This is a genomic window from Rhodothermales bacterium (genome assembly GCA_041391505.1).
GTDB lineage: Bacteria > Bacteroidota > Rhodothermia > Rhodothermales > JAHQVL01 > JAWKNW01.
Window position 1 is genome coordinate 99,976 of sequence record JAWKNW010000016.1, and the last position, 18,413, is coordinate 118,388.

Below are 18,413 nucleotides of genomic sequence, written 5' to 3' on the forward strand. Positions count from 1 at the left end.
TGCTGCTTCCATGCCCAACGCCTCGATAACCGATACGTTATATACAGCGCCCGGTCCCGACGGGCACTTTGGCCCCTATGGCGGCACCTACGTACCGGAGATCCTCATCCCCGCCCTCGAAGAACTCAAGCGCGCCTATGCCGAGGCCGCCGGCGACGCCGCATTCCGGGCGGAGTACGAGCGCCTCCTGCGCGACTACGTGGGCCGGCCGACGCCCCTCACGTTCGCGGACCGCCTGACCGCGCATTATGGCGGGCCGAAGATCTACCTGAAGCGGGAAGATCTGTGCCATACCGGCGCGCACAAGGTGAACAATACCGTCGGCCAGATCCTGCTGGCCCGACGGATGGGCAAGACGCGGATCATCGCCGAGACCGGCGCCGGCCAGCACGGCGTGGCCACCGCCACCGTGTGCGCCAAGTTCGGGATGCCCTGCATCGTGTACATGGGCGCCGAGGACACGGCCCGCCAGCGCCTGAACGTCCGCCGCATGCAGCTGCTCGGCGCCGAGGTGCGCCCGGTCACGAGCGGCAGCCAGACGCTCAAGGACGCTACGAACGAGGCCATCCGCGACTGGGTGACCAACGTCGGCGACACGTTTTATATCATCGGCTCGGTGGTGGGTCCGCACCCGTATCCGATGATGGTGCGGGATTTTCACCGCGTGATCGGTGAGGAGACGCGCCGGCAGCTGCGCGAACAGGAGGGACGCGAAACGCCGGACGCCGTCGTCGCCTGTGTGGGCGGCGGGTCGAACGCGATGGGGATCTTTTACCCCTTCATCAACGATGCGGAGGTGGCACTGCACGGCGCGGAGGCCGCCGGTGAGGGGCTGGATGCGCGCCACGCCGCCACGCTCACCGCCGGCTCGCCCGGCGTACTCCACGGCGCGATGAGCTATCTGCTGCAGGATACCGAAGGCCAGGTCGAGATCGCCCACTCCATCTCCGCCGGCCTCGACTACCCCGGCGTCGGCCCCGAACACGCATACCTGAAGGATCTGCGCCGCGTGACCTACCATGCCGTGACGGATGCCGAGGCGCTGGCCGGCGTCCAGACGCTCGCGCGCACCGAAGGCATCATCCCCGCGCTCGAAACGGCCCATGCCGTCGCCGCCCTCGACCGGATCGCGCCGGCGCTGGACCGCCGGCAGGTCGTGGTGGTCAACTGCTCCGGCCGCGGCGACAAAGACATGGATACCATCGCTACCCACCTGTTCACGCCCTGAAGCACACACCCCGCCATGCATCCATCCACCACCCTTCGCGCCGCCATCGAGGCGGCCGGCTCCCGGGGCGAAAAAGCCATGGGGCTGTTTCTAACCAACGGCTTCCCGGATCCGCAAAGCACGCTCCCCATCCTCCAGGCGGCCGATGAAGCCGGCGCGGACTTCATCGAACTCGGCATGCCGTTCAGCGACCCGCTCGCCGAAGGCCTGCCCATCCAGCGCTCCAGCGAGCGGGCCCTCCGCCACGGCATCCGGATGCGCGACGCGTTTACCCTCGCGGAAGCCTTCCGCCGGCAGAGCGCGACGCCGCTCGTCCTGATGGGCTACATCAACCCGATCTTGCGCTACGGCGTGGGCAACTTTTGCAGGGACGCGCGCTCTTCAGGAGTAAACGGATTGATTTTGCCGGATCTCCCACCCGAAGAACGCGCCATCGTCGCCGACGAAGCCCGGGCCCAGGGGCTGGATTTTATCTGCCTGGTGGCGCCCAACACGCCGGATGAGCGCATCGCCACCGTTGACGCGGCCTCGAGCGGCTTCGTCTACGCCGTCTCGATGACCGGCCTGACCGGCACCGAAATCGGCGGCATGGACACCGTACAGAGCTACCTGGCGCGCGCCCGTCGGCTCGTCACCCGCAACCCCCTGCTGGTCGGGTTCGGCATCAAAACGCACGCCGACGCGATGCGTCTGTCCGCCCACACCGATGGGTTCATCGTAGGCTCCGCGCTGATCGAATGCGCCCAGCGCGCGTGGGACGATCCGGCGCTGGCGCCGGCCGAACGCCTCCAATCGATCCGGTCCTTTGTCCGCGCGCTTAAATACGGCGATTCGGAAACCTGAGCGCCAACATCTACATTAGCTCTATGCGAACTTCGACGACCTCCATCTTGCCCGATATGCCTGTTACGATGTCCTTTTTATCCCCTATGCGGTGGCATCTCCTGGCCCTGTTCCTGCTGCTCGCCGGCACCGGCTGCAACCCGTCGGGCGATTACCGTCCGCGCGCCACCGGCCCCGAAGGCAAGATCACCATCGCCATCGATTCCCTGCAGTGGCAGGGCCCGATCGGCGACGCCCTCCGCGAGACGCTCGGTGGGCCCATCATGACGCTGCCGGCCCCCGAGCCTGCCTTCGACATCGAGCAGATCTCCATTGCATCCGACCTGCTGTTCGAGCAGATGAAGAAGCAGAAGAACGTGGTCATCGTCGCCCCGCTGAGCGACACCACGGCCGAAGCCAAATTCCTGCAGGCCCGTTTCGGGGAAGGCGTCGAAGATTTCATCAGCTCGGGGAAGAGCGCCGTCGTCTCCCGCGAAGACCTGTGGCGCCGCGATCAGATGGTCGTCTACATCGCAGCAGCCACACCGGACAGCGTGGCCGCCGCCATACGCGACAAATCGGAGGACCTCCTGTATGTCTTCAACAAGATCACGCGCGAACGGACCACGGTAGAGATGTTCGAGAAAGGCCGGCAGAAGGATATCGAGGATCGGTTGATGGAGAAACACGGCTTCGCCGTGAACGGACAACACGACTATTACATCGCCGTCGACACCACGCGCTTTGTGTGGATGCGCCGCGTGATTTCGGCGGAGACCTGGCGCAGCCTTTTCATCTACTACGAGGAAAACGCCGAGCCGTCCGACCTCTCGGCCGAATGGATCTACGCCCGGCGCGACTCACTCACGCGGCAGTACCTCCAGGGGACCGAAGCCGGCTTCGTGGAGATCGATCACCGCCGGCCGCTGTTCACCGAGAACATCAACTTTCTCGACCGTTACGGGTTTGAGACGCGCGGTCTCTGGCAGATGGTTTTCGAGCAACCCGACGGCCAGAAGGTTCAGCTCGGGATGGGCGGATCGTTCGTCACCTACGCCTTCTATGACCAGGGATCCGGCCGCAACTACCTGATCGACGGGATGATCTTCGCCCCCGGCTACGAGAAGCGCGAGTTTCTCCGCCAGATGGAGGTCATCGCGCATACCTTCCGCACGGCCGACCAGAGCGGCGAAGCGCTCGCCGCCCTGACGCGCTGAACGCCCGCCGAAGCCGGCCTGCATCCCGTTTTACCGTATCCAGCACCCAGCACACCCGTCATCCACCGATGTCCTCTCCCCTAGAAGCCGCCGCAACCACCCGAACCGAGATCGACGAAACCCAGGGACACATGCTCCGCCTCGGCCTCCCCAAAGGGAGCCTGCAGGACGCGACCTTCGAACTGCTCAGCAAGGCCAGCTTCCATTTTCGCATTGGCGATCGCGCCTACGTCCCCTCCATCGACGACGACGAACTCTCCGCGATGCTCGTCCGGGCGCAGGAGATGGCGCGGTATGTGGAAGACGGTGTCTTCGACGCCGGCATCACCGGCAAGGACTGGGTGATCGAGACGGATGCGGACGTCGTGACGGTGTCCGACCTCATCTATTCCAAACGCAGTATGCGCCCCGTGCGCTGGGTCCTGGCCGTGCCGGAAGAATCCCAGATCGAATCGGTATACGATCTCGAGGGCAAGCGCATCGCGACGGAAGTGGTCAACATCACGCGCAAGTGGCTCGCCGAACACGGCGTGAACGCCGAAGTCGAGTTCTCCTGGGGCGCCACGGAAGTGAAATGCCCGGAGCTGGTCGATGCGATCGTGGAGGTGACGGAGACCGGTTCGTCGCTGCGGGCAAACAATCTGCGCATCGCGCAGGTGTTGCTCGAATCCAACACGCAATTAATCGCAAACAAGGCCGCCTGGAACGACCCGTGGAAGCGACGCAAGATCGAAAACATCGCCATGCTGATGGAGGGCGCGATCCGGGCCGAAGGGCGCGTGGGGATGAAGATGAACGCGCGTCGCGAGGATGTGAGCAAGATCGTCGCGCTGCTGCCGGCGTTGCGCATGCCTACCGTCGCTCCGCTGGCGATGGGAGAAGAATGGGTGGCAATCGAGACGGTCGTTGAGGAAAAAACGGTGCGCGATCTCATCCCCCGTTTGAAACACGCCGGCGCCGAGGGTATCATCGAATTCGCCCTGAACAAAATCATTCCCTGATGCACGGACTATGGAGTAACCTCTTCAAACCCACCAGCTTTGAGGAGGAAACGCGCGCCCTGCTGAAGAGAACCCCCATCTTCGCGTCGCTGTCCAAGCGCGAACTGGACAGCATTGAACGAATTATGTACCGGCGCGACTATGTCGCCGGCGAACAGATCTTTCACCAGGGCGATCCAGGTATCGGGATGTACATCATCCAGCATGGCGTCGTCTCCATCGTCCAGTTGCCCGACCAGCACGAACTGGCCGAGTTGACCACGGGCGATTTTTTTGGCGAGATCGCCCTGCTGAACGAAACCCCCCGCTCCGCGAGTGCGATCGCGCGGACCGAGTGCACGCTGCTCGGCGTGGGGCAACCGGATCTGCTCGGGCTGTTCAAGCGAAACAGCAAACTCGGCGTGAAAGTGCTCATCCCGCTCTCGCAGATCACGGGGCGGCGGCTGGTCGAGATCGACCAGGAGCTGCCCGCCTTGCACCATCGTATCGCCGCGCTGGAGGCTGAAAACCGCCGGCTGGCCGCCATTGCCCATGAGCTCTCAGAACACGACGCACTGGACTAGGGTATTCGTCCTTGTGGCGCTCGGCGTGGGGGCGCTGGTGTTTATCTCCTACGTGGCGGACCTGGTCAAGCTGGTGATCGTCGCGGTCCTGTTTGCTTACCTCCTCGACCCCATCGCCACACGGCTGGAGAGCCGTGGCATGTCCCGCACCTGGGCGACCGTTTCGATATTCGCCGGCCTGTCGCTGCTTTTCACCGGCATCTTTCTGCTGTTCTTCCCCGGCCTTCTGCGTCAGCTCGAGGCGTTGCAGGCCGGCCTGGTCTTCCAACAGGCCGAAGCCGCCCTGGGCACGCTGGAGGAGCTCATCGTCGACAAACTGGGCTTCCTGGGGATCGAGCAGCTGAACCTCAGCGAAAGCCTGCGGCGCAGTATCGATCAATACGAAGCCCGCGCCTTCACCTATCTGCCGGGCATGCTGTCGATTCTCGGCAATCTGGTCATCATCCCGTTCATGATGTTTTTCTTTCTGCGCGACGCGCGCAGCATGAAGAAGGGGCTGATCAACATGGTGCCGAACAAATACTTCGAGTTCTCGCTCAACGTCCTCCAGAAGATGGACGATCAACTGGGTAACTACCTGCGCGGCCAGTTCCTGATTGCCGCCATCGTCGGCGTGCTGTCGACGTTTGCGCTGTGGGTGCTCGGGGTCGACTTCTTCCTGGTCATCGGTCCCATCGCGGGCCTGGCGAACATGATTCCCTACATCGGGCCCTTGTTCGGGGGGATTCTGGCCGTCGTCGTATCGGTTTTCACGACGGGCACCTTCGACACCATTCCGGCCATCGCGATTTCGTTTCTGACGATTCAGGGGATCGACAACGTCTTCCTCCAGCCCCTCATCCTCGCGCGCAACGTCCAGTTGCACCCCCTGCTGCTCCTCATCGCCCTGCTGCTCGGCGGGAAATACCTCGACATCGTGGGACTGATCCTCGCGGTGCCGCTCGCGGCCATCATCAAGGTGGTTTTGCAGGAGACCGTCGTCAACCTGCGCCGCTACCACTTCAACTGATCGTTATGCCCTTCAGCCAACCGACACGATGGACACTCGCCGGAGCGCTTTCCTGCGCGGTCTTTGGAACGGTGTTGCTCACGGCCGGCTGCGCCCCGGGCGAAGAAGCGCCCGATGAACCGCCCCCGTTTCCCGACAGCGTCTTCGTGGATATCCTGATCGATCTGCACCTGGCCAGCGCGCGCGCGCAGCACTGGAACGACATTGGACCCGGCATGAAAGACTCGGTCCTCGCGCACTATGGGGTTACGCGGGAACAGTACGATGCGGCGGTCGAGTTCTACTCCGCGCATCCCAAAGCCTATCTCGACGCATACAACGCCGCGCTCGACGAACTCAACGTCGAGCGCTTCACCACGGACGGCCGGCAGTAAGGCCGCCTACTCCTCTATGGCCACCAGCTCGATCTGAAACGTCAGATCCTTGCCGGCGAGCGGGTGGTTCGCGTCCAGCGTGACGGACTCGAGCGACACCTCGGTGATCAGCACCGGCATTTCGCTGCCGTCGGGCTGGCCGACAATCAGGTTCTGGCCGACTTCAGGCGTGATATCCGGGGGGAACTGGCCGCGGGGCACCTTGATTACGAGGTCGTCGACCCGATCGCCATACGCCTCGGACGCGATGATCTCCACGGTCTTGGAGTCGCCCGGCTGCATGCCGAGCACGGCCTGCTCGAAGCCGGCGATGATGCCGCCATCACCCAGGGAAAAACTCAGGGGCGTGCGCCCTTCGGAACTGTCGAATACGGTGCCATCGCTCAGCGATCCGGTGTAGTGGACGTGAACGGTATCGCCAATTTTTGCTACAGACATGCCAGGTGTCACTTGATGGGAGGTACACTACGTCAGGCCAGTCCGGTTCGGCCTGAAATGGAAAAGGGGCAGGCTGGCAGCCTGCCCCTCTACCAGAGCAATTACCAGGATTTACGATTGCGGTCGCGATCGTAATCGCCGCCGCGACCACCGCCACTGCGACCACCGCCGCCGCCGCTGCGACCGCCGCCACCGCCGCCGCCATAGCCGCCACCACCACCATATCCACCACGGCTACCGCCGCCGCCACCGCCGCCGCGATTGAACCCACCGCCACCGGGCTTACGTTCGGTCTTGGGACGCGCTTCGTTGACGACAAGCGTCTGCCCGTTGAAGTCCGCTTGATTCATTTGCTCGATCGCTTCAAGCGCTTCAGCCTTGTTGGGAATCTCAACAAAGGCAAAGCCGCGAGGCTCGTACGTAAAACGATCCTTGATAATTTTAACCGATTCCACCTGTCCGTACGCCTCGAAGGCTTCTCGCAGTTCATCTTCGGTAGTTTGTGCGGCAAGGTTGCCGACGTAGATGTTCATCGTGATAGGAGTTGATGAGTTGGCGTGGCGGCCCGCAAAAATAAACCTACAGCCTGAAACACTCAGTTCTGCGTCTTTCAGGCTGTAGGCTTGAGTCGTGAGCGGCGCACGATGACGTAAAACAAGTCTGGAACAGCCCGCTGTTTACAAAAGATCCCGAGCGGCCAATCTACCGGGCCGGCCTATGCTTCGCCGGCCAGGCGGCGCATCCCCGAAGCCGTTAAAACATAACGTATTGCGATAGGGTCTTCGCAGCGAATTATCCCCTCGTTTTCCAGGTGATACAGGGCTTCCTCCGCCCTTCGGCGTTCCGCCGGCGCCGCATCGGCCAGGGTATCGGCCAGCCGGCCGTCTCGGATCGATGCCAGCAGCGTGTCGAGCAGCGACGCGTCGGAGGGGCCCAGCGCGGGCGGGCGGTGCCGGCCCAGGCAGACATCGCAGCGCCCGCACCGATCCGGGGCGTCTTCGCCAAAATACGCCAGCAGATGCCGGCGACGGCACCCCTCCGAACGGGCGTAACGCACCATGTCCTTCAACCGGGCCGTCCCCCGCTGCAGAGCGGTGCGCGACGGCACCTCGTCGGGCCGCAGCCGATCAGGCCTCGGCAGGGCGAACTGGACGCGCATCCCGCCATCGGGCGGCTGCCACTCCGCCATCTGCCGCTCCTGCAGAAAATCGAGCAGACGCTCCACCTCCTCCCGCGGCTCGCCGAGCTTGCGTTCGAGCTGCCGGAGATCGAGCTCCCACCAGCCGGCGAAGGCATCGGCATGCACGAGCCGCAGCAGATGCCCCAGCAGCGCCCCAACGCGCGGATTCGCCGCCCGATCGGCATTGCGCCGCATGACATCGGGCGACTGAGAAAAGCGAAAGGCGGCGATGTGCCGTCGCGGCCGCACCACCGTCCAGTACCCCTGCTGCTCCAGCATCTCCACCGCCGCGCGAACCCGTGCCACCCCGGTTTGCAGACGCTTGGCCAGCCCGGCTTCGTCCAGCGCCAGCGGCGCCGGAGGCAGACTTCCGGTCGCGATCTGATGGGCGTTGCACACGGCGGCGTATACGGAGACCATGAAGGCGGCATCCGGGTGGCTGTCGTCCAGCAGGCGCTGCTGGACCTCCTCGTCGCCCGGGTTGTACAGCAGCACGGCATACGCTTTCACCCCGTCACGGCCGGCGCGGCCCGCCTCCTGGTAATAGCTCTCGAGCGTGGCCGGCAGGTCGGCGTGAATCACGAAGCGGACCTCCGGGTGGTCTATTCCCATCCCGAACGCGTTGGTCGCCACCATCACGCGCGTGTTGCCGCTCAGCCAGCTTTGCGCTTCCGATTCCCGTTTCGCCGCGTCCATCCCACCGTGGTAGAAGGACACCGCGACGCCGGCACGCTTCAGCTGCTGCGCGAGGGCTTCCACGTTGCGCCGCGTTGCGGCGTAGATGACGCCGCAACCGGGCACGCCGGCGAGCACGTCCCTGATCTTCGCCAGCTTGTCCGGCGTCTGAAAAATCGACCACACGATGTTCGGCCGATCGAATCCCTGCACCCGGACAAAGGGATCGCGCAGCGCCAGCCGATCGAGGATGTCCTGCCGGACGGCCGCCGTAGCCGTGGCGGTGAGCGCCACCACAGGCGGATGCCCGATCAAGGGATACACGTCGGGGATCGTCCGGTACGCCGGCCTGAAGTCGTACCCCCACTCGCTGATGCAGTGGGCCTCGTCGACCGCGAGCCGCGAGACGGTGAGCCGCCCGGCCCGCGCCTGAAACAGCTCGGAGCCGAGCCGCTCCGGCGCCACGTACAGCAGCCGGTAGCGACCGAACTCCGCGTCGTTCAGAATCTGCTCGATCGTTTTCGGCAACAGCTGGCTGTGCAGACAGGCGGCCGGGATGCCGCGCGCCTTGAGGGCATCCACCTGGTCGTTCATCAGCGCGATGAGCGGCGAGATGACGAGGGTGAGGCCTTCGTCCACCAGCGCCGGCAACTGGTAGCAGAGCGACTTTCCGCCGCCGGTCGGCAGCACAATCAGCGCGTCGCGGCCGGCGATCACCTCGTCGACAACGCTATCCTGGCCGGGCCTGAACTGCTCGTAGCCCCAGTACTGCCTGAGGAGATCCAATGCCCGGTTGCTGGGTGATGCCACGCGTCCGATAGGGAGATTAACGTTGAGGCCGGCACAACAATGCGGCACGAAACCAGTATAAGCGAACCGTTTTAGCCGCGCATGCGCCCTCGCACATACATGACTGCTCCTACGCCCGGTTACCCCCTTTCAGTTTCCATCATCATTGTAACCTGGAACGCCCTGCCGCTGCTCCAGCGTTGCCTGCCCGGCGTGGCGGCCACGGACTATCCCGGGCTGGAGATCATCCTCGCGGACAACGCCTCCACGGACGACTCGGTCGCGTGGGTCAGCGCGCACTATCCGGCCATCCGCATCGTGCGCCACCCGGAGAACTGGGCGTTCTGCAAGGGCAATAACGCTGCCATCCCGCACGCAAAGGGACGGTATATTCTGCTGCTCAACAACGACGTGGAGGTCACGCCCGGCTGGCTCGCGCCGCTCGTCGAAGTGCTGGATCGCAACCCGTCCTGTGCGGCGGTCCAGCCCAAGCTCTTGCAGACCGACCGCCGCGACCACTTCGAATACGCCGGCGGCGCCGGCGGCTACCTCGATGCGTTGGGCTATCCGTTTACGCGAGGCCGCCTCTTTTTTTCGATGGAGCGCGATACCGGCCAGTACGACGACGCCCGCCGCGTCTTCTGGGCCACCGGTGCCGCTGTGCTCATTCGGCGCTCCGCGCTGGATGCGTGCGGGCTGCTCGACGAGCGGTTCTACATGCACATGGAAGAAATCGACCTGTGCTGGCGTTTTCAGCGCGCCGGCTACGACATCCGGGTCGAGCCGGCCAGCGTGGTCCATCATATCGGAGGCGGATCGCTGCCGTACGGCAATGCCCGCAAGACCTACTACAACTTTCGGAACAGCCTCCTCATGCTGTTCAAAAACCTCCCCAAACGCCGGTGGCCGGCGGTGTTCATCGCGCGCACGCTCCTGGACGGACTGGCCATCCTGCGGGCCGTAGTTTCCGGGCGGCTCGATGAAGCAGGCAGTATCCTCCGGGCCTACTGGGATGCGCATCGCATGCGCCGGCACTACCTCGGCGAGCGGCCTCGCGCCGGCGAACGCGTTGTGCTCCCGTCCTACCGCGGCAGCATCGTGATCGATTATTTCCTGCGTGGACGGCGGACGTTCAGCGACCTGCCTTCATCGCGTTTTACGGAATAAGCCGGGCGCGAGCGCCAGTCCTACGCCGGCGAGCGCCACCACCATCCCCGCTATCGACACCGCCGCGGGCGTTTCATCAAAAAGCAGCCAGGCGAGCGCCGACGCGCCCACCGGCTCCGTAAGCGAGAGCAGCCCCAGCACCGCGGCCGACAGGTACCTTACCGACAGGTTGAACGAGCCGTGCCCCAGAATCTGGGGGCCGAGGGCCAGGAGCGCGCTGATCCCGTAGATTTTCGGGGGATAGCCGGTCAGGGTCACGCCGGCCGCCAGCGCGAGCGCCAGAACGGTCAGCGCGCAGAGCGCATACAGGGGGAATACATACGTAAGCCAGTCCATGCCCTGCCTTGCCACGCGGCCGATGACCAGGTAGATGCTCAGGGCGAAGGATGCCGCCACGCCGAGCAGATTGCCCCAGGCCGGATTCGGCGCGCTGCCCGTCGTCGCATCTCCCATGGCGATCATGGCGCCGCCCAGCGTCGCAATGGCGATGCCGGCCAGCACCGCCGGCGTGAGGCGCTCTTTCAGGACCACAAAGCCGATAGCCGCCATGAAGACCGGGCTCAGCGCGACGAACATCGTGGTGCTGGCCACCGTGGTATTGTACAGCGACTCGAAAAACAGATAAAAATGCACGCCCAGGAGGATGCCGGCGGCGGTGATGCGCCCGTATTCCGCGGCGGACAGACGGGCATAACGCTTCAGGTGCGCGGTGCGGAGAAACGGCAGCAGAAAGAGCACGGCGAAGAGCGTCCGCCAGACCGCCACGGCCAGGGCGGGGGCTTCCGATGCATAACGCACCAGGATCGGACTGAAGCAAAAGCTCAGGATGCCCAGCGTGAGCACGACCCGGACGTGCGTGGGCATTTCCAGAGGACTGCCGGATGCGGGCGGCATGGGGGGCGATTCGTCGATCAGCGTAGCCGATCCATGGAACGAACGAGGGCGATGTCTTGCTCGATGCCTTTTCGGGCCAGGAGGAAAAACACATACGCAAGAACGGCCGGCGCCGCGCTCAGCGCCCACGACGCGACATCCAGCGGCGCCGCGGCGTCCCTGAAAACAAAACGCAGCACCACGATCGCGGCCAGCACGATGAGCGCGCCATACTGCAGCAGCATCACCACCGACCGCTGCCGAGGCCGATCCGCGTACTGAAAGATGGCGAAGACCGCGCCGAGGGCGACCAGCGCGGAGATCCCGGGCACGATGGCCGGCAGCCAGCTTTCGGCCACGGCGACGTCGACCGGCACCACGAAGGAAGAGAGGAGCGCCACGGCGGCGATGGCAAGGAAAAAGGTCTGCTTCCGCTGAATCATGACGAAAGAATGAGACAGAGGTTGATGTATCGAGGTTGGGATGAAGCCGGGCGACGAACCGTCAACCCAGCGCGGCAACGTGGTGGGCGACCCGCGCGGCATACTCGGATGTCGAGGAGTGCCCCCCGACATCGGCCGTCAGGTGCGTGCCTTCTCGCATGGTCTCGCGCAACCCCGCATGAAGCCGGTTTGCCGCGTCCGTCTCGCCGATATGGCGCAACATCATCTCGGCAGACAGCATCAGAGCCGTGGGGTTGGCCTTGTTTTGCCCGGCGATATCCGGAGCGCTGCCATGCACGGCCTCGAAGATCGCGTACTTCTCACCGATGTTCGCGCCCGCGATCACGCCGAGCCCGCCGACGAGGCCGGCGGCGAGGTCGCTCAGAATATCGCCAAAGAGGTTGGTGGTCACGATACAGTCGTATCGTTCCGGCCGCATGACCAGTTGCATGCACATGTTGTCGATGATCCGGTCGTTGAATTCCACATCCGGATACTCACTCGCCATGGCGCGGCCGATTTCCAGAAACATGCCCGACGAGAGCTTCAGGATGTTCGCCTTGTGCACGAGCGTGAGCTGTTTTCGGCCATGCCGGCGGGCATACTCGAACGCAAAACGGATGATGCGCTCCGAGCCCAGACGCGTGATGCGGGCCGTGCTATCGGCGATCTGGTTGCGCTCGTCGAACGTCTCGATGCCGGAATACAGGCCCTCCGTGTTCTCGCGAAAAATGATGAGGTCGACGTCCTCGAAGCGCGTCGGGATGCCAGGCATCGTCTTCGCCGGCCGGACGTTGGCGTGCAGATCGAGCTTCTGGCGAAGCTGGACGTTGACGCTCTTGAAGCCCTTGCCGACGGGCGTCGTGATCGGTCCCTTCAACGCGACCCGGGTATCCTTGATCTGATCGATCAGGGCTTCCGGCAACGGCGTGCCCTCGCGTTCGACGGCGGCCGCTCCCACCGAGTCGAATCGCTCCCACTGAATGGATGCGCCGGTGGCTTCGACGGCCTGAACGGTCGCTTCCACGACTTCAGGCCCGATCCCATCACCGGGGATGAGCGTAATGCGATGTGTCATGTGCAGCAGATAGGAAGAAAAAAAGCCCTGCCGTGGCAGAGCTTTTTTTACAGTCGTCTAAAAACGTAAGCCCTAGGGCCAATCACTTGGCTGGCAGCCGGCGCTTAGAAGAGTAATTGATACGCAATGTTCCCGCTTCGCGCAGTTCTTGCTGCACCCTGGTGACAATGCCCATTTCCGACGTCTGGTCGACACGGAGCGACACGATCAGCTTGGGCTGCTCGGACCATTTGCGGTACATCACGCTGCGAATGACGGAGAGGTCCTCCACCAGGGCGTCGTCGATCTGGATCGAGGTCGGGCCCAGATCGTTTCCGGGCAGCTTGAGCGGACCGACCCAGATGTACGACACGAGTCGCTTCTGTTCGATCTTCGTCAGCGCCTCGGCCTGGGGCAACTGCGTCCGCACCTGAACCGTCGTTTCCCGAAGCACCGTCGTGACCATGAAGAAGATCAGCAACATGAAAATGATGTCGGGAAGCGATGCGGTCGGGATGTCGTTCGCGCCGGTGTTCGCTTTTTTCTTTTTAAAATGCTGTGACATGGATACTACTCCAGTTTACGAAAGTCAGATGGGTAGGATCAGACCGTGTCGTCGGGCTCCGCGATGGAAATAGCCGCCGGAAACTTGTCGCGAACGACGTTATCTGCTTCCGCCCCGAGCGCTTCCTGGTAGGTGGCGTAATCGGGGTAGCCGAGCGAACGCGCTTCATTGTCCCAGATCTGGAAATAAGCCATCCAGACCTCGTTCAACACCTGGATGTAGGAGTCATACGGGGTCTTGCCGGAAGTCTTGATCGAGATCACGGCGACGCCCGGACGTTCCGAGTAGTTGGGGTCCGCGCCAAAGTTGGTCACGTGCTTCACTACCTCGTCCCGGATGAGGCTCAGCTGCGAGGGCTTATCCTCCAGCAGCACGAGACCCGTCTCGTTGACGAGGATCTTCAGCATGTTGCGCTCCTTCACGGGAGGCGGCTCCGTCTCGTCGAGCTTCGGAGGCAGCACCATACCGATGCCCGTATCCACGTCGATCGTCGTGGTCACGAGGAAGAAGATCAGCAGCAGGAACGCGATGTCCGCCATGGAAGAGGTGGGGATCTCCGCGGCTTTACGCGCCTTCTTTTTGAGTAAGGGCATAGTTTCTACACCTGAAAATGTGGCTTGGTAGGGGCCCGGGACCTCAGCTGAACAGGCTGCGAACGCTCGAGAGGACGATCGCGACGAGCGCGAGGATCACCACGATGAACAGCGTAAAGATGGCTGCTTTCGTCCAGTCGCCCATGGCCAATCCGAGCGCGCCCATGAGGACGAACGGGAGCGCGATAAAGGCGATGCTGAGCGGCTTGACCTTGCCGGCCACGACGTTCCGGAGGCCGAACACCACCATGGTGAGCAAGCCCAGACCGGTGAGCCCGATCGTCACCCAGATTCCTATAAGTACAAGAGATTCCATAACGGTATCGTTAAAAGAAGAGGTCTACGACGCAGTGGTGCCCGTGAACCGATGTTGATGAGCCGCATGCCGGGATGCGCGGAGCATCCCGGCATGCACTCAAACCAACCATTCCATTCAAACGAGGCGTATCCGGCGGCGATGCCGCCCGGTGACGTTACTTCGCGGCGGGCGTGGTGAGCGGCCGGCCGGCGTTCATGAGGATCAGCGAATCGATCAGTTCGATGGAAGCTTCTTCCATTTCGACGACGATACGGTCGATCTTCGATACGGCGTAGTTGTAGAAAACCTGCAGGATGATGGCCACGATCAGACCGAATACGGTCGTGAGGAGGGCCACCTTGATACCGCCGGCCACGAGGCTCGGGGAGATATCGCCGGCGCTTTCGATGGCATCGAAGGCGTCGACCATCCCGACTACCGTTCCGAGGAACCCGAACATCGGGGCCAGGGAGATAGCCAGCGACAACCAGACGAGGCCGCGCTCCAGGAAGCTCATTTCGATCGAGCCGTAGGAAATAACGGCTTTCTCAACCGCTTCGATGCCTTCGTCGTGGCGAAGGAGGCCGGCCTGGAATACCGAGGCGACCGGGCCGCGCGTATTGGCGCAGACTTCCTCAGCGGCGGCAACGCCCCCGTCTTCAAGCGCTTTCTTGACGTTCAAAATGAACTTGCGCGTATTGATGTCGGCCCGGTTCAGGGTGATGATACGCTCGAACGCGATCGCGAGACCGATGATGAGCGTGATCAGGATGGGCCACATAAAGTCGCCCCCCTCATTGAACTTCTCAACAAGTACGTTGATGAAATCCGACGACGCCGCTGCCTCCTGAGGCAACATCGTGAGAACATTCAGAAACTGCATGGACACAAGCCTCCCGTAGAAGAAGTTGTTTATGGTTGGTTAGCGTGTTCTACGAACAGCACGGTGGGAATACGTAGCCCGTAATAAACACATTATGATGCAATATATCCAGCCCTCCGTCAACACCCCCCATCTTCAGGCTCCCGGTTGCATCGCCGGGGCGGTATCTAAGGCATGGACACGCCTGTGTGGCAATAGTTGCTGCAAAACTACTTCGCCGGTCTATATAAACCAAACCGCCGGCGAAATATCCTTTCGCCGGCGGCTCCTTTTTCAACGAAACTCTATGCGGAGGCTTCCATACGGGGCCCGGGGCGCCTCCCGCCCCCACCCTCAGTAGTTCACGGCCAGCGACGCCGCGTTGTCCCACAGGCGCATCGATTCCCTGAAAACGACATCCATATCGTGCCGGATCGGGTACCAGGCTCCCGCATCGAACAGGCGCGTCGCGATGTGCGCCTTGAGCAGGTTGCGAAGTTGCGCTTCATCCCGGCCGGCGTCCGCCGCGGTGAAATAGCGAACGGAATCCGTGGCCTCGGGGGCCGTGGCGTCGTCCACGATCTCGATGCCGTGCTCGCCGAGGTAATCGAGGAAGGCCTGGTACGTTGCGTCATCCACCTTGTAGGAGGCGATGAACGCTTCCCGTTTGCCGACCCACTGCTGATACAACGCATCGTTGTGCTGATCGATGTACTGGCGCACGAACGGGCGGATCAACGTCTGCCCCAGGACGGCCTGGAGGTAGGACGAAATCGAGTCCGGCTTGACGATGAAGTCGGGCAGAATCCCGCCGCCGCCGATCACCGTCCGCCCCTTGTCGGTCTTGAACAGCAGCGAATCCGGCACCTGATCCATCAGCTCCTCGACGCTCATCGCGTATTCGCTGCGGTAGCGCTCGAGCTTGGCCCGGTAATAATCCTCCTTCTCCCCGCTCTCGTACGGCGTCTGGATCAGCCGGCCCGACGGGGTATAAAACCGCGAGATCGTCATCCGAAGCACGCTGCCGTCCTCGAGGGGGAACTGCTTCTGCACGAGCCCTTTCCCGAACGTGCGGTGCCCGACGATCAGGGCGCGGTCGTGATCCTGCAGGGCGCCGGCCACGATCTCGCTGGCGGAGGCCGACTGGCCGTTGACCAGCACGATGACGGGTTCTTTCTCGAAGATGCCCTCGACGCGCGCCCGGCTCATCTGGTTGAACTCGGGATGCCGGGACCGCGCCGAGACGATCACCTGGTCGCCGGCGACAAATTCGTCGCTGATGCGGATCGCCATATCCATAAAGCCGCCTACGTTGTCGCGCAGGTCGAGGATCACCCGCTTGACGCCCTGCTCCTTCAGTTCGCGCGCCGCATCCATGAACTCGCGGTAGGTCGTCCGGGCAAACCGGTTGATCTTGATGTAGCCGGTCTGCTCATCCACCATATAATGCGCATCCACCGTGTACAGGGGGATCTTGTCCCGCACGATCGTAAACAGGAGCGGCTCCGGGTAGCCGGGGCGCAGCACGGTCACCTTGACCCGCGTGCCGCGGGGCCCCTTGAGATGCTTCTCCACGTCCCGCCGCGTGTACCCGATGGCGGACGAGTCGTCGACCGCGACGATCCGGTCGCCGGAGTGCAGGCCGGCTTCGTCGCTGGGGCCGCTCGGCAACGGATTCAACACCGCCAGGGTGTCCGCGCCGTCTTCTCCGGGTATGAACTCGTACGAAATGCCGATCCCCTCAAACGAGGCGTTGAAATCCTCGTTCACGTCTTCCATCTGCTTCGCGTCGATGTAGACCGAATGCGGGTCGAGCCGGTCGAGCATGCCTTCGATGGCCGTTTCCGTCAGGCTCGCCGAATCGACGTCATCGACGTAATGCTGATTGATGATTCCGAACGCCTCCTGGAGCTTCTTCATCGACTCGTAGGTGTCGTCGCCAGAGACGGCGGCGCCGAGGCCAAAGCCAAGCAATCCGCCCATCGTCAATAAGACGGCGCCGAAACCGACAATCTTCCTGTTTCGCATCTCGTGTGGATTTCTAGTAGGGTTCAGAAAGGAGCAGGGGCCAGCTATTCTGTAAAGAAACTATGAACGTATAAGATCCAGCCGCCGGAGAGGTTTCACGCGGGCCGAACAATTATCGCGCACTCATCGCGCATACCCGGCCGCATCCAGGGCGGCTTTGAGCCATTCGACATCGCGGGCCATCACCCGGCGCGTCTCGCGTTTGAGCACGTCGTGCGGCTGGCCGATCAGCGTCTCCTCGGGCATCGGGTACTCGAAATGCACCGAGATGGGGCCGGCGATGCCGTAGGCGTTGGCGAGCTGAAAATAGCGATCGAACGCGACCATCCCCTCGCCGAGCGGACAGTCCTGGATCGTCCAGTCGCCCCCGCTCCGCGCCCAGTAAAAATCCTTGATGGCGGTGATGCGGACGTACCGGCTGATCAACCGGAGGTCCACCGGCCACGAGTGGCCGCCCTCGACCGTGGCATGGCGGATGTCGAACTGGCACCCGATCCACGCGGGATCCAGATGCCGGATCATATACCAGATATCCCAGAGGGATCCCCCCACGCGTGTTCCGTCGTGGTTCTGGTAGGCTCCGTGGAGGCCGTATGCCTGGTTCATGGCGGCGAGGTCCTCGAGCCGCCGGCCGGTTTCATCGAGAAAAACGTCGACGGGCCGGCTCTCGTCGTACGCGATGTACCCCATCCGGTAGTGGCGAATCCCCAGGGCGCCGGCCGTTTTCAGCACGCGCCCCGTCAGCGGGTCCGCAGCGTCGGTGATGGCCGTTGTCATCATGGGGACGTGCAGGCCGGCTTTTTCCACGGCCTCGACCGCTTTCGGCAACAGGGACTCGACCTGGTCGGGAGGCACATGGCCTCCGGGCCGCACCGTCAGCGCCACGCCTTCAAAACCGATTTCGGCGGCCAGATCGGCCATCTCGTCAAACGAAAGCCACCGGAGGTGTTTGGAAAAGAGACAGACGGGCCCACGTTTCGTCGCAGCGACGGCCGGGAGCCCCATACCGGGCCATACGAGCGGCAGTCCGGCGAGGCCGGCGCGACGTAGAAAATCGCGACGGGAGAAGGTAGCGTGCATCGGCGCGTTCCGAGAATGACAGGGGATGGATCACCTGCAAGGTCGGAGAAAGGCCGCAAAGAAAAAAGGTGAGACAGGGTTGTCGCGCTCGCGCCGGATTCCCGGGTGTCCTGAACGGCTACACCCGTGCACGAACCTGCACCGGCTCAAG

20 protein-coding genes are annotated in these 18,413 nt (G+C 63.1%); 8 read left to right on the forward strand and 12 right to left on the reverse strand.

Features of this window, described 5'->3' with window-relative positions; all coding sequences use genetic code 11:
- Positions 1-10 precede the first annotated feature (10 nt).
- From trpB to R2834_15580, 7 genes are all read left to right on the forward strand, one after another.
- Positions 11-1,228, forward strand: coding sequence for a tryptophan synthase subunit beta (gene trpB, locus R2834_15550; protein MEZ4701753.1), 1,218 nt, complete (start codon positions 11-13; stop codon positions 1,226-1,228).
- A gap of 15 nt (positions 1,229-1,243) precedes the next feature.
- Positions 1,244-2,071, forward strand: coding sequence for a tryptophan synthase subunit alpha (trpA, locus tag R2834_15555; GenBank protein MEZ4701754.1), 828 nt, complete (start codon positions 1,244-1,246; stop codon positions 2,069-2,071).
- A gap of 86 nt (positions 2,072-2,157) precedes the next feature.
- On the forward strand, positions 2,158-3,267 hold the full coding sequence (locus R2834_15560; GenBank protein MEZ4701755.1) for a DUF4837 family protein: 1,110 nt from the start codon (positions 2,158-2,160) through the stop codon (positions 3,265-3,267).
- Positions 3,268-3,335: 68 nt separating this feature from the next.
- Positions 3,336-4,268: an ATP phosphoribosyltransferase gene (gene hisG, locus R2834_15565; protein ID MEZ4701756.1), complete on the forward strand. Its 933-nt coding sequence runs from the start codon at positions 3,336-3,338 to the stop codon at positions 4,266-4,268.
- Positions 4,268-4,831 carry a cyclic nucleotide-binding domain-containing protein gene (locus R2834_15570; GenBank protein ID MEZ4701757.1) on the forward strand — a complete coding sequence of 188 codons (564 nt, stop codon included), beginning with the start codon at positions 4,268-4,270 and terminating at the stop codon, positions 4,829-4,831. Before hisG ends, R2834_15570 begins: the two co-directional genes overlap by 1 nt.
- Positions 4,800-5,840: an AI-2E family transporter gene (locus tag R2834_15575; GenBank protein ID MEZ4701758.1), complete on the forward strand. Its 1,041-nt coding sequence runs from the start codon at positions 4,800-4,802 to the stop codon at positions 5,838-5,840. The genes R2834_15570 and R2834_15575 overlap by 32 nt, the downstream gene beginning before the upstream one ends.
- A gap of 5 nt (positions 5,841-5,845) precedes the next feature.
- Entirely contained in the window at positions 5,846-6,214 is a 369-nt protein-coding gene (locus R2834_15580) for a DUF4296 domain-containing protein (GenBank protein MEZ4701759.1), read from the forward strand.
- A gap of 6 nt (positions 6,215-6,220) precedes the next feature.
- Here the strand turns inward: R2834_15580 and R2834_15585 are convergent, their stop codons facing one another.
- The 3 genes from R2834_15585 to R2834_15595 all read right to left on the reverse strand — a co-directional run bounded on the left by R2834_15585 (position 6,221) and on the right by R2834_15595 (position 9,317).
- Positions 6,221-6,652 carry a peptidylprolyl isomerase gene (locus R2834_15585; protein MEZ4701760.1) on the reverse strand — a complete coding sequence of 144 codons (432 nt, stop codon included), beginning with the start codon at positions 6,650-6,652 and terminating at the stop codon, positions 6,221-6,223.
- Positions 6,653-6,753: 101 nt separating this feature from the next.
- The gene (locus tag R2834_15590; protein MEZ4701761.1) at positions 6,754-7,185 is read right to left on the reverse strand and encodes an RNA-binding protein; all 432 of its coding nucleotides are present in this window, start codon (positions 7,183-7,185) and stop codon (positions 6,754-6,756) included.
- Positions 7,186-7,367: 182 nt separating this feature from the next.
- Positions 7,368-9,317: an ATP-dependent DNA helicase RecQ gene (locus tag R2834_15595; GenBank protein ID MEZ4701762.1), complete on the reverse strand. Its 1,950-nt coding sequence runs from the start codon at positions 9,315-9,317 to the stop codon at positions 7,368-7,370.
- Positions 9,318-9,416: 99 nt separating this feature from the next.
- On the opposite strand from R2834_15595, the gene R2834_15600 reads away from it, so the two are divergent.
- A complete protein-coding gene (locus R2834_15600) occupies positions 9,417-10,463 on the forward strand; it encodes a glycosyltransferase family 2 protein (protein ID MEZ4701763.1) in 1,047 nt (348 codons plus the stop codon).
- Here R2834_15600 and R2834_15605 read toward each other — a convergent pair.
- The 9 genes from R2834_15605 to R2834_15645 all read right to left on the reverse strand — a co-directional run bounded on the left by R2834_15605 (position 10,443) and on the right by R2834_15645 (position 18,262).
- Entirely contained in the window at positions 10,443-11,357 is a 915-nt protein-coding gene (locus R2834_15605; GenBank protein MEZ4701764.1) for a DMT family transporter, read from the reverse strand. The genes R2834_15600 and R2834_15605 overlap by 21 nt on opposite strands.
- A gap of 17 nt (positions 11,358-11,374) precedes the next feature.
- Complete coding sequence (locus R2834_15610; protein ID MEZ4701765.1) at positions 11,375-11,779, reverse strand: DUF4293 family protein; 405 nt, start codon at positions 11,777-11,779, stop codon at positions 11,375-11,377.
- A gap of 61 nt (positions 11,780-11,840) precedes the next feature.
- Entirely contained in the window at positions 11,841-12,857 is a 1,017-nt protein-coding gene (locus R2834_15615) for an isocitrate/isopropylmalate dehydrogenase family protein (GenBank protein ID MEZ4701766.1), read from the reverse strand.
- Between the two features lie 82 nt (positions 12,858-12,939).
- Positions 12,940-13,401, reverse strand: coding sequence for a biopolymer transporter ExbD (locus tag R2834_15620; GenBank protein ID MEZ4701767.1), 462 nt, complete (start codon positions 13,399-13,401; stop codon positions 12,940-12,942).
- A 38-nt stretch (positions 13,402-13,439) separates the two neighbouring features.
- A complete protein-coding gene (locus R2834_15625) occupies positions 13,440-13,994 on the reverse strand; it encodes a biopolymer transporter ExbD (protein MEZ4701768.1) in 555 nt (184 codons plus the stop codon).
- 43 nt (positions 13,995-14,037) lie between these two features.
- Positions 14,038-14,310 (reverse strand): hypothetical protein, encoded by a 273-nt coding sequence (locus R2834_15630; GenBank protein MEZ4701769.1) that lies wholly within the window; start codon positions 14,308-14,310, stop codon positions 14,038-14,040.
- A gap of 157 nt (positions 14,311-14,467) precedes the next feature.
- Positions 14,468-15,151 (reverse strand): MotA/TolQ/ExbB proton channel family protein, encoded by a 684-nt coding sequence (locus R2834_15635; GenBank protein MEZ4701770.1) that lies wholly within the window; start codon positions 15,149-15,151, stop codon positions 14,468-14,470.
- A gap of 357 nt (positions 15,152-15,508) precedes the next feature.
- Entirely contained in the window at positions 15,509-17,182 is a 1,674-nt protein-coding gene (locus R2834_15640) for a S41 family peptidase (protein MEZ4701771.1), read from the reverse strand.
- Positions 17,183-17,305: 123 nt separating this feature from the next.
- Positions 17,306-18,262, reverse strand: a complete 957-nt coding sequence (locus R2834_15645) for a sugar phosphate isomerase/epimerase family protein (GenBank protein ID MEZ4701772.1) — start codon at positions 18,260-18,262, stop codon at positions 17,306-17,308.
- Positions 18,263-18,413 lie beyond the last annotated feature (151 nt).